Annotated in this window: 15 protein-coding genes; 9 read left to right on the forward strand and 6 right to left on the reverse strand. The window is 57.3% G+C overall.

Going from position 1 to position 13,762, the window contains the following annotated elements; translation table 11 throughout:
• Entirely contained in the window at positions 1 to 1,140 is a 1,140-nt protein-coding gene (gene dinB, locus M2305_RS07565; RefSeq protein ID WP_264649019.1) for a DNA polymerase IV, read from the reverse strand.
• Positions 1,141 to 1,189: 49 nt separating this feature from the next.
• Between dinB and M2305_RS07570 the strand changes: the two genes are divergently transcribed.
• Positions 1,190 to 1,756 carry an NUDIX domain-containing protein gene (locus tag M2305_RS07570; RefSeq protein ID WP_264649020.1) on the forward strand — a complete coding sequence of 189 codons (567 nt, stop codon included), beginning with the start codon at positions 1,190 to 1,192 and terminating at the stop codon, positions 1,754 to 1,756.
• Between the two features lie 7 nt (positions 1,757 to 1,763).
• Here the strand turns inward: M2305_RS07570 and M2305_RS07575 are convergent, their stop codons facing one another.
• The 3 genes from M2305_RS07575 to M2305_RS07585 form a co-directional block, all read right to left on the reverse strand.
• Positions 1,764 to 2,057: a putative quinol monooxygenase gene (locus M2305_RS07575; protein ID WP_264649021.1), complete on the reverse strand. Its 294-nt coding sequence runs from the start codon at positions 2,055 to 2,057 to the stop codon at positions 1,764 to 1,766.
• A gap of 89 nt (positions 2,058 to 2,146) precedes the next feature.
• Positions 2,147 to 2,524 carry a hypothetical protein gene (locus tag M2305_RS07580; protein WP_046900601.1) on the reverse strand — a complete coding sequence of 126 codons (378 nt, stop codon included), beginning with the start codon at positions 2,522 to 2,524 and terminating at the stop codon, positions 2,147 to 2,149.
• Between the two features lie 47 nt (positions 2,525 to 2,571).
• On the reverse strand, positions 2,572 to 3,396 hold the full coding sequence (locus M2305_RS07585) for a PadR family transcriptional regulator (protein ID WP_264649022.1): 825 nt from the start codon (positions 3,394 to 3,396) through the stop codon (positions 2,572 to 2,574).
• A gap of 122 nt (positions 3,397 to 3,518) precedes the next feature.
• Between M2305_RS07585 and M2305_RS07590 the strand changes: the two genes are divergently transcribed.
• The 6 genes from M2305_RS07590 (at position 3,519) to hrpB (ending at position 9,999) form a co-directional block, all read left to right on the forward strand.
• Positions 3,519 to 4,211, forward strand: a complete 693-nt coding sequence (locus tag M2305_RS07590; RefSeq protein ID WP_046900603.1) for a TVP38/TMEM64 family protein — start codon at positions 3,519 to 3,521, stop codon at positions 4,209 to 4,211.
• Positions 4,212 to 4,314: 103 nt separating this feature from the next.
• Entirely contained in the window at positions 4,315 to 5,568 is a 1,254-nt protein-coding gene (locus M2305_RS07595; protein ID WP_086633529.1) for a multidrug effflux MFS transporter, read from the forward strand.
• A gap of 14 nt (positions 5,569 to 5,582) precedes the next feature.
• Positions 5,583 to 5,933, forward strand: coding sequence for a response regulator (locus M2305_RS07600; RefSeq protein WP_064275635.1), 351 nt, complete (start codon positions 5,583 to 5,585; stop codon positions 5,931 to 5,933).
• A 65-nt stretch (positions 5,934 to 5,998) separates the two neighbouring features.
• On the forward strand, positions 5,999 to 6,538 hold the full coding sequence (locus M2305_RS07605; protein WP_046900606.1) for an adenine phosphoribosyltransferase: 540 nt from the start codon (positions 5,999 to 6,001) through the stop codon (positions 6,536 to 6,538).
• A 9-nt stretch (positions 6,539 to 6,547) separates the two neighbouring features.
• The gene (locus M2305_RS07610; protein WP_264649023.1) at positions 6,548 to 7,363 is read left to right on the forward strand and encodes an NADPH-dependent oxidoreductase; all 816 of its coding nucleotides are present in this window, start codon (positions 6,548 to 6,550) and stop codon (positions 7,361 to 7,363) included.
• A gap of 149 nt (positions 7,364 to 7,512) precedes the next feature.
• On the forward strand, positions 7,513 to 9,999 hold the full coding sequence (gene hrpB / locus M2305_RS07615) for an ATP-dependent helicase HrpB (protein ID WP_264649950.1): 2,487 nt from the start codon (positions 7,513 to 7,515) through the stop codon (positions 9,997 to 9,999).
• Positions 10,000 to 10,005: 6 nt separating this feature from the next.
• Here hrpB and M2305_RS07620 read toward each other — a convergent pair whose 3' ends face one another.
• Both M2305_RS07620 and M2305_RS07625 read right to left on the reverse strand, forming a co-directional pair.
• Positions 10,006 to 11,049 carry a nucleoside hydrolase gene (locus M2305_RS07620; RefSeq protein WP_264649024.1) on the reverse strand — a complete coding sequence of 348 codons (1,044 nt, stop codon included), beginning with the start codon at positions 11,047 to 11,049 and terminating at the stop codon, positions 10,006 to 10,008.
• 68 nt (positions 11,050 to 11,117) lie between these two features.
• Complete coding sequence (locus tag M2305_RS07625; RefSeq protein ID WP_202207047.1) at positions 11,118 to 11,525, reverse strand: DoxX family protein; 408 nt, start codon at positions 11,523 to 11,525, stop codon at positions 11,118 to 11,120.
• Between the two features lie 221 nt (positions 11,526 to 11,746).
• Here M2305_RS07625 and M2305_RS07630 point away from each other — a divergent pair, with 221 nt between their 5' ends.
• Together M2305_RS07630 and M2305_RS07635 are read left to right on the forward strand one after the other, a co-directional pair.
• Positions 11,747 to 12,991: a S1C family serine protease gene (locus M2305_RS07630; RefSeq protein WP_264649025.1), complete on the forward strand. Its 1,245-nt coding sequence runs from the start codon at positions 11,747 to 11,749 to the stop codon at positions 12,989 to 12,991.
• 90 nt (positions 12,992 to 13,081) lie between these two features.
• The gene (locus M2305_RS07635) at positions 13,082 to 13,762 is read left to right on the forward strand and encodes a winged helix-turn-helix domain-containing protein (RefSeq protein WP_046900612.1); all 681 of its coding nucleotides are present in this window, start codon (positions 13,082 to 13,084) and stop codon (positions 13,760 to 13,762) included.

Raw genomic sequence — 13,762 nt, forward strand, 5'->3', positions numbered from 1 at the left:
TCAAAAGAGAGAAAGTGAGCGAAAAACTTGTCGATTTTCGGGGAGCGTCGTTTCTGGCTGATCGAAAGCAAGCTGCATCTGTGAACTCTCGTCCGGTATCTCCAGCGATGGCGCCGCGAGAGCCGATAACGTGAGGCCGAGAAGGCGCACGCCAGGCACTAAAGGGAAAAGCGGCGTCAGGAGAGACTGGCCAACTTCCGCCAGAACTGCTTCGGACCCAACAGAGATAGGCAGACTGCGGGCACGGGTAATTTGACGAAAATCTGAGTATTTGACCTTGAGCGTTATGGTTCGGCCTGTGATCTGTTTACGCTGGGCCTGTAGCCAGAGTTTGGTGGCAATCATTCCAAGAGCATTGCGTGCAGCGGCTTCATCGCGCAGGTCTGTCAGATAGGTCTGTTCCGTTCCCAAAGACTTGCGCTCGCGATTAACCACGACGGGACGCTCATCAATCCCGCGGGAAATGCCATGATAAAAGGAAGCGGCCTTTCCAAAGTGGCGTGTGAGCGTGAGCAGATCCATTTTCCGGAGGTCCGCGCCGGTTTTAATGCCCAGAGCATTCATTTTTCGAGCGGTCGCCGGGCCAATTCCATGGAACTGGTCTACGGACAAATTCAGCACAAAATCCGGTCCCATTCGCGGCGTGATGACAAAAAGCCCATCAGGTTTGCGGTAATCGGATGCCAGTTTGGCCAGAAACCGGTTGTAAGAGACCCCAGCGGAAGCTGTAAGGCCAGTTTCTTTGCGGATATCTGCACGAATGCGTTCCGCAACCAACGTGGCCGAACCATAGGCGCCCAGATAATCCGTGAGATCCAGATAGGCCTCATCAAGGGAAAGAGGCTGGATGAGGGGCGTATATCGGGCAAAGATCTCGTGGATCTGCATGGAAACAGCGCGATAGACGTCAAACCTGGCGGGTACGAATACAAGGTCCGGACAGAGGCGCTTGGCTTTCAGGGACGGCATCGCAGAGCGCACACCAAAAGGACGCGCTTCATAACTGGCAGCGGCGACAACACCACGGGCCTCGCCTCGTCCAACCGCGAGGGGGCGGCCACGTAAGGACGGGTTATCTCGCTGTTCGACAGACGCATAAAAAGCGTCCATGTCGATATGCACGATCCGGCGGGACTCCATCTGTACAGTGTCGCCGATCACCAGGAACGAAACAAGATCGGATCAGTCCATGAGCATCGAAGACGCCCGTCGCGCCGCTGGTTTCCAGACAGTCTCAACCCGTCTGGCTTACAGCAATCCGTGGACGGCCTTGCGAGAGGACATCATCATTCATCCCAACGGCAAGAAAGGCCTTTATGGCATTGTCGAGCGTGGAGAGTTTGTGGTGATCCTGCCCACGCATGCTGATGGCCGCGTGACCCTGATCCAGCAGTTTCGGTACCCGGTTGGGGAGCGTTTGCTCGAACTGCCAATGGGAATGTGGGAGACGAAGGAGAACGTAGATCCTGTCGAACTGGCTCTCGGTGAACTCCGCGAGGAAACGGGCCTGCGCGCTGGCGAGATGATTCATGTGGGAACGATGTATCAGGGGGCCGGATATTCGAACCAGAAAGGACACGTCTTTCTGGCGCGTAACCTCACGCGTGGGGAAACCGAGCTGGAAGACACCGAGCAGGACATCACGACGCAGGACATGACGCTGGGCGAATTTGAAGATCTGATCGCGCGTGGCGAACTTAAATGCATGGTGTCTCTGGCTGCCTTTGCGCTGATTCGCGCAAAGGGCCTGATCTGACGTTTGTTCAGATTACCGTATCAAGAAACACAACTTTCGAGCCACCGTCTTCAACCAGTGTTTCGATGGCCTGGTTGAAGACGCGGCCGTGGTCTGTGCCCATGTGAGCCTTGAAGGAGTCTTCGTCGCGGTAAGTTTCTTCGACATGAAAGAAGTCAGGATCAGTCGCCAGTGTGTGAACGACAAACCGTTCACAGCCGGGCTCGGCCCGAACGTCGGCTGCCAGGCCTATGAGAAGGTCGCGAACTTTTTCACGGCAGCCGGGAAGGGCTTTCATCGTGGCATAAAGGGATTTCGGCATAGGTCTTGATCCGCTTGAAAAGACTGAGATGCGTCTGAGCGCCGATCATCAATGGGCCGCTTGGGAACTTCCTTCAAGGGGAGAACCGTTCAACCTTTCCCGATGAGTTCCTGACATCGCATGAATGACAGTTTTTCGCGAAAGATGAACAGAACATAGTAGTCCAGCTCACGGCTGCGGGTCTTTGTCGTGCGGGTATAGAATGGATAAATATCCAGCGGTCCCTGCAACCCTGCAGGGCGCGGCTCTGACTTTAAAATACAGTCCACCCGGAACAGCGGCATATAAACCGCATCTTCCCCAGGATTGCGCCGGACGTGCCATAGATTCCGACGGAATTTCTTGAGCCGGTCAGGAAGCGCAAAGATCATTGATTTTTCAATGAAGCCGGCTGGAAAGACTTCAGGCCGATAGTACTGCATGTCTTCGGGCATATTGCAGAAGTAAGGGTGGTCCTGAACAATCATGACCACCCTTTACTCCATACATTCGCTCAGACGAAGAGGCGGGATCTTCAGTCGGCGGATGGCTTGTCTTCTGGGGTTTCACTGCTGATGTCGGCTGCAGCCTGCCGCAGGATCTGCACCACCCGGCGCAGTTCCTCTGCATTTGCTTCGCGACGGGATTTCAGTGCCAGCTTCAGAGCAAGACGTGCTTCATGCAGGTCCTGACCCAGGCTTGGATCAAGATCATTCACTCCACTGAAGGCATCCCGAACTTCCGACATCCGGGCACCAATCCGGGCGAGGACCTCGAGAATACGATTCGCCGTCTCCCGGTTCGCTTCGTAATGGGTGCGCCCCGCATCCGTGAGGCTGTAAAGCTTACGGTTGCCTTCCTGCGTGACGGCGGTGAGGCCAGCCTCTTCAAGATAGGTGAGGGAAGGGTAAATGACGCCAGGACTTGGCTTGTAGAAGCCACCGGAGTGCTCTTCGAGGCGGCGGATCAGCTCGTAACCATGCGCAGGCTGATCATGGAGAAGGGCTTCAATGACAATCTGAAGTTCCTCAGCTGTCAGTTTACGACCACGTCCGAAAGTGTCGTCACCAAAGCCGCCGCCGCCAAACCGGCCGCCACCGCGTGATCCCCGGCCCCCAAAGCCGCGTCTGCCACGGCCTTCTCCACCCCGGCCACCAAATCGGCGCCCTGCGTGTTCGCCACGCTCTGAAGGAAATCCGCCTTCGCGGAAGTCCGGACCATCCCGCATTTTTTCTCCTTCGCTGGTTGATGCGTCGCTGAGGCGTCGACCACCCTTGCGATGCTTGTGTCCGCCGAAGCCAAAACCCCGGGAGAACCTTGAGAAACCGCGCTCAGCGCGATCGGTATCATGTTTGAACATTCTGTTTTCCTTCATTCGATATGTCGTACGATATAGTATCTTAAGATATATCTGCAAGAGTTTCTTTTTCAAAATCTGCGCGTGCCATAGCCGCGTGCCGTTTCCGCTGGTATCCGGCGGAGATGGGTAGCCCGATCTCTTCCCCTCCTGATCCCGAACTGCGGCGCACATTTCGTCAGCTTGTGCCCTGGCGTGCTGCTTTGACGATTGGGGCGATGCTGTTGTGTGTGGCGCTGTTGCAGCGGTTGCCCTTCATTCATCGTCTGCTGGAAAATGCGCCGCATTGGCACGAGACTCCCTATGCAGCAGTCTGGTTCCTGCTACTGGCCATTCCGTATTGTGCCTGCGGTCTGCCTCGTCAGGCGTTGTGCATTGCCGCGGGGCTGGCGTTCGGAGTCTGGGGTGGGCTGGGCCTGTGTTCTCTGGCGTATATGCTGGGGGCGATGGCGGCTTATGGCTGGGCCAGAGTGCTTGCACCGGTAAAATTTCGACAAAGGTTGCATGACCGCCTGCAAAGGAATTATGCAGCGCTGGCAAGAATCCTTCATCGCAAACCCTTCCGTGCTGTTCTGACCTTGCGGCTTATGCCTGTTGGGTCTGCTCTGCTGGTCTCCATGGCAGCCGGATTATTTGAACTTCCGCTTCCAGCCTTTGCGTTGGCAACCTGCCTTGGCGGTTTGCCTCAGAACCTGGTGTTTGTTCTGGTAGGGGCTGGCACACGTATTGGTCATATGATCCAGCTTGGTCTCGCGGGTGGCCTGTTTGTGGTTTCTGGCGTTCTGGGAGCATTGCTCCTGCGTCAGGCAGATGAATAACCGTTCGAACATCTCGTTCTGAACGATTCACTGGTTTGATCCGTTCGTGAGGGACGGATCCTTTCTCATCTTCTGAACATTGCTTTTTCACAGGCAGAAACGAATGACAGAACAGAGCATGGCGTTCCGGCGTGGAGATACCATTCCGGGATGGTTGCCGCTTATGCTGGGTATCTTCACGGCAGTTGGACCTGTCTCCACAGATATCTATCTTCCGGCCCTCCCTGAAATGGAACGCCAGCTTCATTCTGCTCCCGGTTCAGGCAGTATCACCATGGCTGCCTGGGTTATCGGACTGGCCATTGGTCAGATCACGATTGGCCCGGTTTCAGACAGGTTCGGCCGACGGCTGCCGCTGCTGATTGGCATGATCGGATACACAATCGGCGAGATCGGCTGTGCACTGGCCCCGACCATGACCATCATGTGCATCTGTCGGGTTTTTTCAGCTCTGATGGCCTCGGCTGGACTGGTGATTCCCAATGCATGTCTTCGGGATCTGACGGAGGGTGATGAAGCGTCCCGACTCATGTCGCGCCTGATCGTTGTACAAGGTGTTGTCCCGATTCTCGCGCCCATGCTGGGTGGCTTTGCGCTGAAGTTTGTGGACTGGCGGGTCATTTTCTGGGCCACGGCCGTGTATGGGGGGCTCTGTACCCTGATGCTCCTGACCGTATTCCCGGAAACGCTCCCTACGCAGGAGCGCCGGGACATGCGGCCTCTCTCCATCATCGAACGCTATATCTATATTCTGCGGACCCGCAGCTTCATCACGAACGGCCTCGTCTGGAGCTTTCTGGGCTTCGTAACCTTCACCTATCTGACAGGCGCTCCCACGCTGTTCGAAGAGCGTTTCGGCATGTCTCCGTTCCATTACGGAATGCTGTTTGGTCTGTTCGCTGTCTGCATGATCGGGGCCTCTGCCATTAATGGGCTTGTGGTGGGGAAGGTCAGTACGACGCACATGCTTTTCAGTGCGCTGGGGATCAGTCTGACAGGCAGTATCCTTTTCCTGGCGCTGGCCGTCATTTCCGCTGTTGATCTGACATCGGGCGGACAGCTTCGATCCTTCTTTCTCTGGCCGCTTATCATCTCGCTTGTCATCACAATGGCGCCAACAGGCATCATTGGACCCAATTCAATGGTTGGCATTCTGTCCGAACAGTCCGAACGTGCAGGCTCGGCTTCTGCTCTGGCAGGAACAATGCAGTACCTGTTCGGAGCGGTAGCAAGTGCGCTGTTCGGTCTGATGTCCCCCGGGACGGCCATTCCATTTGCGGGCTTTCTGGTGTTCGCCTTCTGCGCGGCAACCGTGTTTGCTCTGCTGAGGCCCAGACTGCCATCATCAGCGCCCTGAAGGAGTTGAGAGTGATGCAGGTACTTCTTGTTGAAGACGATGTGGCCGTGGCCCTCGTGGTGAAGACGGTTCTGACGCGGGAAGGATGGGACGTTCATCTGGTTGAGGATGCTGAAAGTGCTCTGGCATGGGACGGGTCCGCAGACCTGCTGGTGACCGACTACAATCTCCCTGGTGTGCTCAATGGTCTGCTGCTGGCCCGGAAACTGCGGGAACAGAATGCCAGCCTTGCCGTGGTTCTCATGTCAGGAGACTTCGAGGAGGGGCAACTGATGGGGGAAAGCGTGGCTGTTCTGCCCAAGCCGTTTCGCAGGAACGCGCTGCTTGAAGCCATCGATCAGGCCCGGAACGCAATCCGGGCTTGAGTTGTAGGGGAAGAGTCCCCTACATGGCCCGCTGTTTGCCACGCCCAGAAGAAAGCAGTGCCGCCATGTCGTTTCAGGAACCCCAGCCGCTCAACCTCAAGGACTACATCCGTGAGGTTCCCGATTTTCCGAAGCCGGGTATCCTGTTTTACGATATTTCCACGCTGATCCGCTCTGCCGAAGCCTGGCAGGTTGCTACGGGCCGTCTGGCACGTATCATCTCTGCCTGGCAGCCGGACCTGCTGGCTGGCATCGAAAGCCGCGGCTTCCTGACAGCAGCGCCTCTGGCACAGCGCCTCGGCTGCGGCTTCACCATGTTGCGCAAGCCGGGCAAGCTGCCAGGTGAGACAATCTCCCTGAAATATGGTCTCGAATATGGCGAGGACGAACTCCATATTCAGGCTGACGCCATCAAGCCGGGTCAGCGCGTTGTCGTTCTTGATGATCTGTTGGCCACCGGTGGCACGCTCGCTGCCTCCATCGACCTCCTGCGCAAGGTTGGCGCAGAAGTTGTGGGTGCCAGTGTGTTGATCGAGCTTGCAGGTCTCAAGGGACGTGACAAACTGGATGTCCCGCTGAATTCGCTCATCACTTACGAAGACTGAGGAACCACCATGTCCGGCATTTCTTCCCTGTGGCAGACCCGCTATCGCACTGACGCCCCGAAAGACCTGCCGGATAATCCGGTTCTTCAGACTCTCCTGAAACACCATTCCGTCCGGGCATATCTGCCGGACGCGTTGCCCGCCGGGACGCTGGAAGCTGGGATCGCAGCATCCTCTTCTGCGGCAACGTCCAGTAATCTGCAGGTCTGGTCCGTTGTTGCGGTCGAAAATCCGGAGATACGGGCAAAGCTTGCCGAGCTTTGCGGTAATCAGAAGCACATCGAAGTTGCACCGTTGTTTCTGGCGTGGATCGTCGATCTGGCGCGTCTGGAACGGATTGCGGAACGGGCAGGCAAGGGGAGTGAAGCGCTGGATTATGAGGAGATCTTCCTCATGAGCACGCTGGATGTCGGTATCGCTGCTCAGAATGCTGTGACGGCGTTTGAGTCCATGGGGCTTGGGACCGTTTATATCGGTGGCTTGCGGAATCATCCGGAAGACGTTGCCAGGCTGCTAAACCTTCCGCCCAAAACCGTTGCGGTTGTTGGCCTCTGTGTGGGACGCCCTGATCCGTCGGCTCAGAACGGTTACAAGCCGCGTCTGGGGCAGGATGTCGTTGTGCACCGTGAACGCTACACTTCCGCAAATGAAGCCAAAAGTGTTGCCGCTTATGACCGCGTTGCTGATGCCTATCAGCAGGAGCAAGGCCTTGCACCGCGAGCATGGTCTGAAACCGTGGCAAGTCGTGTGGATAGCTACCACGGGTTGAGCGGCCGCCATGTCATGAAGGCTGTGCTCAACCGGCTTGGGTTTGCGCTGAAATAAGATGGTGGTGACGGAAGCTGGACGTGGATGCTCGAACCTCTAAGCACCCATTGAAGAGAGCCGGGTCCTGAAATCGCTTTGAGACATCTGCCTCCAACCACGCTCAGTGTTGCTGTTCTACGTCGAGCCCCTAATTCCGGAGTTTTGTCCTGAGCGATTTCCTTTCTTCGGATCTTCCGGTTGCAGCTGTTCTTCCTGATCTTCTGAAAACATTAGAGCAGCAGCCGAATGCTGTTCTCGTTGCTCCTCCCGGTGCCGGTAAGACAACCCTGACGCCGCTGGCACTGCTTGAGGCGGCATGGCTTGCTGGACAGAAAATCATTCTGGTCGAACCTCGCCGTGTTGCTGTGCGAGGGGCCGCGGTACGGATGGCCTCCACGCTGGGAGAGCGACCGGGTGAAACGGTAGGCTTTCGTACGCGCACTGACAGCGCCGTATCGGGCCGAACGCGTATTGAAGTTGTGACGGAAGGGTTGCTTGTGCGGCGCCTTCTGGCAGACCCAACGTTGGATGGGGTTGGCGCTGTCCTGTTTGATGAGGTGCATGAGCGCTCGCTGGATTTGGATGCGGCTTTGGCGTTCTGTCTGGACCTTCAGCGTGAACTCAGGCCGGATCTCCGCATTCTGGCCATGTCCGCAACGCCTGATGGGCGTGCGTTTACAGATCTTATGAATGCCGCCCTGATCGAGAGTGAAGGCCGACAATATCCCATCGATATACGCCACACCCGAGATGTAATGCACCCGCGTGACCTTCCAGAGGCTTGCGCACGCGCTATCCGGCAGGCTTTTACAGAGGAAGAGGGCGATATTCTTGCGTTTCTTCCCGGGGTTGGGGAAATTCGCCGAACACAGGCTCTGCTTGGAGATGCTGTTCCTGTGTTTCTTCTTCATGGAGAACAGACGACAGAAGACCAAGACCGCGCGATTGCGCCATCCGACAGACGGCGTGTTGTGCTAGCAACCTCCATTGCCGAAACTTCCGTGACGGTTTCCGGCGTTCGGATTGTCGTCGATGGTGGTCTGCGCCGGGCACCGCGTCTGGATTCCAACACAGGGCTGTCCCGGCTGGAAACACTGAAGATTTCGCGTGCGACGGCCACTCAGCGCGCGGGGCGTGCAGGGCGTCAGTCTCCGGGTATCGCTATTCGTCTGTGGTCCGAGGCGATGCAACGCTCTCTGCGGCCACAGGATGCGCCCGAAATCCTTGTTGCGGATTTAACGGACTTCGCTCTCGTGACGGCAGCCTGGCAGGACGTCATGGGAACAGCGCCCGACATGTTGCCACTCCTTGATGCGCCCCCTGCCGGAGTGCTTGCGGGTGGGCGTGAGTTGTTGCGTGCGTTGGGTGCCCTGAATGAAGCCGGCCAGATTACCGCTCTTGGAAAACGGATGGTAGGGCTCGGAACTCACCCGCGTCTTGCGGCCATGCTCTGTGCGGCGAAAACCATCCCCGAGCGTGTGACGGCTGCCTGCCTTGCCGCTCTTCTGGAAGAGCGTGATCCTTTACGCCCCAAATCGAATATGCCTTCCGGGGCATCTGCGGGAGCGGACATCCGCACACGTCTGGCTTTGTTTGAGCGGGATGATCCACGAGCGGACAGGGCCAGCCTGTTCCATATGCGTCAGGCGGCAAAACGCTTTCTGCGTCGCATGGGTGGCAAAGACCTTCCACTAAGTCCGATGCCGTCTCATGCAGGGCCACTTCTGGCCGCCGGTTTTCCTGATCGTGTGGCGCAGGCTGCGGGAGAAATTGGACGATTTCGGCTTGCAGGCGGCGGGAGTGCCCGTGTGCAGGCCAATGATGATCTTGCACGGGAAAAGCTTTTGGCTGCCGCAGCTTTTCACACGCGGACTTCGACGGAAATCACGCTTGCAGCGCCTTTGGACGTAGAAAATTTACCCCAGACGCTTCTGGATCGGACAACCGAGCAGGTTGAAACCAGTCTGGACGGGTCTTCTGGTCGGATTATCGCGCGACGCAGGCTGCGTCTAGGCGCGTTGATCCTGCGTGATCGCAATACAGAAGTAACGCCTGAGGAGGCGCAGGCACTTCTTCTACAGCAAATTGCGGCTGATCTTGCGCGTGCTCTGAACTGGTCTGACGCAGCCTTTCAGTTCCAGGCCCGTGTGGCGCATGCACGCGCGACCTACGCGCCTCATCTGCCGGACCTGTCGATGGTTGCTCTTGCTGACGATCTGGCATGGCTGGAGCCATATCTGGCAGGCTGCGACCGTCTGACCCAGGTGAAAGCTCTTGATCTTCTGTCCATTCTTCGCGCCCGTCTGGACTACAGCGACCTTTCCGCACTGGATCGAAAGCTGCCGCCTCGTCTGACGCTCAAAGCCAGCACCCACGACATTGATTATACAGGGGCCGTGCCAACAGTGTCTGCGCGAGCACAGGCATTCTATGGCACGGCCGGAACGCCGTTGCTCGCTGATGGTGCCGTGCCGCTTCAGTGTGCGTTGCTGTCGCCGGCGGGCCGCCCACAGGCCATTACTGCTGATCTTGCCGGTTTCTGGAAAGGGAGCTGGTCAGATATGCGCAAGGACATGCGAGGGCGCTACCCAAGGCATGACTGGCCCGAAGATCCGGCAACGGCTGAACCGCCAAAGCCACGTCCCAAACGCTAGGTTTCATCAGGCCATGTGGAAAACGGCCTTACGGAACAGGGAACGCACGCCCTCGACGTCCACGTCCGTGCAGATCTGAACAGATGGGCGATTGTCCCAATCTCCGGGTGGATAAACCCGGCCGTCTGCTTTTTGAACTGATTCACCAAGGGTAACGCCTTCCGTCGAGACGCGAACGGCACCTTTCTGGGTTTCGAACAATTCCGGCGCAATCACGTATGCTGCGGCAGAGGCATCATTGACATAAATGCCGTCCAGACCCAGCCCCCGATGAAACGTCATGTAGACCCGCGTGATATCCCACAGGAAACGACCTGACTGGCCCCCATGCTGGCGCAGGTTTTCGAAGTAGGCGTCTGTCATCAGGGTTTGTGTCGTGACATCGAGCCCTACGATTGTCACCGGCCAAGGAGCGGCACAGATCTCATCGGCAGCTCGTGGATCGCCATGGAAATTGGCTTCTGCCGCGGGTGTCACATTTCCCCGTGCCTCGTGATGCCCGAATGCGCCGCCCATCAGCACGACATCCTTCACCAGACTGGCAATGTCTGGCGCCTTGCGCAGAGCAAGCGCGAGGTTTGTCATGTGTCCTGTCGCGACGAGAGTGATCTCGTGTGGGTTGGCGCGCACCAGATCAATGATGAGATCATGCGCGGGGCGAGGATCGAGTTTTTTGTGGACGGCCGAGAGACGAATATCTCCCAGAGCGTTTCGTCCATGAATGGTCACAGGAGGGGATGATGTCACACCATCCAGAGACGCGCCCTGGCCTTTTGAAACCGGGACATCGATCCGGAAGCGTTCGGCCAGATAGAGCGCATTGCGTGTTGTGGTGTCGATCAATCCATTACCGGCCGCAGTCGTAATGCCCATCAGCTCGATGTTTGGCGTGCCATGCAGCAAAAGAAGCGCCATTGCGTCATCGATGCCAGGATCTGTATCGAAAATGACTTTTCGTTGCGCAGGTGCAGCGCGGGTCATATTCGGGAGCAGAGACAAGGATGCAAACCCGGCGGACTGAGCGAGCAGGGAGCGACGGGACAGGCGCATGACGGGTCATTCCTTGAGAAAACGAAGTTACCGTTACCATCAAGGAATGACCTGTCTGCGGCAAGCTTTTAGCGGAGCCTGATTGCGAAGCGTCCTGCGCCAGCGGCGGCAAGAGCGAGCAGGCCACCTGCAATGCTGATGTTCTTATAGAAATGGATCATCATGTCGTAGCGGAGCATTCCGGACATCGTCCAGAAATGATGGCCGATCAGTCCTGTCACGATGGTGTAGAGGGCAAGAACAATCGCAATGGGTTCCACTAAAATGCCGCCAAGCAAAGCTAGTCCTGCTCCGAGCTCCACGACGATAGCGAGGATGGCTGACAGGGTGGGAACAGGCGCGCCGGTCTGAATCATGTAAGACACTGCTGCGGGGAAGTCTGCGAGTTTGCCCCATCCCATCACGAGGAAAAGACCGGCAAGCAATACGCGACCTGTGAGGAGAAGGGCATCGCGAGGTAGAAGATTGGTGAGCATCGGGAAAATCTTTCGAAGCAGAAGAACTGCCTTGAAAGTATGAAAAGTAGATATTTTAAAAAATAGAAATGATGGAATGGTATGATTTCCAAAATGCTCATTATCGGGTTTTTACATCTCCCTCCGGCCTGGCAGGAAACCCCTGTCTGCGGCTTCTTTTAGGAGCTTTGACGGTTTTGTGTTAGCAGCTGAAACATGACGATGTTCGTGACCTGTTTCCCATGAATCGCTCTCTTCAGGCCGCTGCAATCGGGGCCGGAACAGCGACTGTCGTGACAGTAGGCCTGATGCTGGCATTGCGTCTGCACAGCCACGGAGAGCAACACGCTCCCACAGCTCAGCCTGCTACAACGACCATTCAACAGCAGGCCGTCAAACCGCTTTCGTCCGTTAGTCCGGACAGCCCTCTGGCAGGAGAAAGCACGGACGCACACGGGATTCCGACGCAGCCTCCGGTTCCCGCCGCAGCACCGGCACTGCCTCCCTTGTTGGTTAAATACGGTCCTCTGAGTTTTGCGCCGCTTGTGCGTCAGGTCATTCCGGCCGTTGTGAACATTGCCATTACCCAGAGCAGCCCGGACGGGCATGATCACGTTCCACCGCAAATCAAGGGAACCCCGCTGGAGAAGCGCTATCATGACCGCATGAAGCGCCAGCAGGACGAAATGGTTGGAGCGGGCTCGGGCTTCATCGTGGATGCGACCGGAATCATTGTGACCAACCGGCACGTTGTCGGTGGAGCGGACAAGGTAGTCGTCTCTCTTTCCAACGGTCATGAAATGCCGGCACGCCTTCTGGGAGCTGATCCGCTGACGGATATTGCCGTCATCAAGGTCGATAGTCCTGAGCCGCTGCCGCACGTCACCTGGGGCGACAGCCGCCAGACGGATATCGGAGACTGGATTCTGGTCGCAGGGAATCCGTTCGGGTTTGGCTCGTCTGTGACGGCGGGCATTGTTTCCGCCGTAGGGCGGGACCTGGGTATCGGCTCCCTGGACGATTTCATTCAGCTCGATGCCCCCATTAATCCGGGAAATTCTGGCGGTCCGGCATTCAATATGCGGGGACAGGTCGTGGCGGTGAATGCTGCCATCGTGACGCCTGCTGGGGGCTCCGTAGGCATTGGCTTTGGTATTCCATCTGAAATCGTCGCCCCGATCGTCGCTGAAATCGAAGCAACCGGGCATGTCGAGCATGGTTGGCTCGGTATTACCCTTGATGACGGGGACACGGACGTCGGTATTGCGGGTGTCGATAACGGTGGACCGGCCCAGAAAAGCGGTCTGCGCCGTGGCGACATCGTACGGCAGGTAGATGGGGCGCCCGTCATCAGCGCCCGTATGCTGTTGCGAAGCATCGCCGCGGCCAGACCGGGCATGGTTCTGAACTTTGGCGTAAGGCGTGGCGGCACGGACCTGACGCTTCCCGTTCATATCGGACCACGCCCCAAGAACGCGGATAACTGATCGAGCCTCCACTTTGACCCGTGGACACAAGCCGGTATTCTGAGGCCCTGATACGGCGCTCAGTCGCCCGGAAGGAAGAGAGTAAAATCAATGCGTATCCTGCTCGTTGAGGACGATTCCACAGTCCGCGCCTTTGTGCTCAAGGGATTGCGTGAAGCCGGGCACGTCGTGGATGAGGCGGATAACGGCAAGGATGGTCTGTTTTTGGCTGTCAGTGAAAATTATGACGTTGTGATCCTGGACCGCATGCTGCCCGGCGGGATTGACGGCCTGCGCATTCTGGAAACGCTGCGTGGACAGCAGAATGCGACGCCGGTTCTGTTGCTGTCCGCTCTCGCAGATGTCGATGAACGCGTGGCTGGCCTGAAGGCCGGTGGCGATGACTACATGACGAAGCCATTTGCCTTCTCAGAGCTTCTGGCCCGGATTGAGGCGCTCGGCCGCCGTGGTCGTCCTGAGTCTGCCCCTCAGACACGTCTGACTGTGGGCGATCTGGAGATGGATCTGCTTTCCCGGACTGTGAAGCGTGGGAACGAGAAGATTGATCTTCAGCCCCGCGAATTTCGTCTGCTGGAATTTTTGATTCGTCATGCGGGGCAGGTTGTCACGCGGACCATGCTGCTGGAGCGCGTGTGGGACTATCATTTTGACCCACAGACCAACGTGATTGACGTGCACGTTTCACGCCTGCGCCAGAAAGTGGACAAGCCGTTTGCAACGCCCCTCATCCATACGATCCGCAACGCCGGATACATCCTGCGCGCGGACTGA

Source organism: Gluconobacter cerinus, from assembly GCF_025961355.1.
Lineage (GTDB): Bacteria > Pseudomonadota > Alphaproteobacteria > Acetobacterales > Acetobacteraceae > Gluconobacter > Gluconobacter cerinus.

Excerpts from the sequence above, each read along its gene's own strand:
- dinB (WP_264649019.1), bottom strand. The coding sequence starts at position 1,140 with ATGGAGTCCCGCCGGATCGTGCATATCGACATGGACGCTTTTTATGCG.
- M2305_RS07570 (WP_264649020.1), top strand. The coding sequence starts at position 1,190 with ATGAGCATCGAAGACGCCCGTCGCGCCGCTGGTTTCCAGACAGTCTCA.
- M2305_RS07575 (WP_264649021.1), bottom strand. The coding sequence starts at position 2,057 with ATGCCGAAATCCCTTTATGCCACGATGAAAGCCCTTCCCGGCTGCCGT.
- M2305_RS07580 (WP_046900601.1), bottom strand. The coding sequence starts at position 2,524 with ATGATTGTTCAGGACCACCCTTACTTCTGCAATATGCCCGAAGACATG.
- M2305_RS07585 (WP_264649022.1), bottom strand. The coding sequence starts at position 3,396 with ATGTTCAAACATGATACCGATCGCGCTGAGCGCGGTTTCTCAAGGTTC.
- M2305_RS07590 (WP_046900603.1), top strand. The coding sequence starts at position 3,519 with ATGGGTAGCCCGATCTCTTCCCCTCCTGATCCCGAACTGCGGCGCACA.
- M2305_RS07595 (WP_086633529.1), top strand. The coding sequence starts at position 4,315 with ATGACAGAACAGAGCATGGCGTTCCGGCGTGGAGATACCATTCCGGGA.
- M2305_RS07600 (WP_064275635.1), top strand. The coding sequence starts at position 5,583 with ATGCAGGTACTTCTTGTTGAAGACGATGTGGCCGTGGCCCTCGTGGTG.
- M2305_RS07605 (WP_046900606.1), top strand. The coding sequence starts at position 5,999 with ATGTCGTTTCAGGAACCCCAGCCGCTCAACCTCAAGGACTACATCCGT.
- M2305_RS07610 (WP_264649023.1), top strand. The coding sequence starts at position 6,548 with ATGTCCGGCATTTCTTCCCTGTGGCAGACCCGCTATCGCACTGACGCC.
- M2305_RS07620 (WP_264649024.1), bottom strand. The coding sequence starts at position 11,049 with ATGCGCCTGTCCCGTCGCTCCCTGCTCGCTCAGTCCGCCGGGTTTGCA.
- M2305_RS07625 (WP_202207047.1), bottom strand. The coding sequence starts at position 11,525 with ATGCTCACCAATCTTCTACCTCGCGATGCCCTTCTCCTCACAGGTCGC.
- M2305_RS07630 (WP_264649025.1), top strand. The coding sequence starts at position 11,747 with ATGAATCGCTCTCTTCAGGCCGCTGCAATCGGGGCCGGAACAGCGACT.
- M2305_RS07635 (WP_046900612.1), top strand. The coding sequence starts at position 13,082 with ATGCGTATCCTGCTCGTTGAGGACGATTCCACAGTCCGCGCCTTTGTG.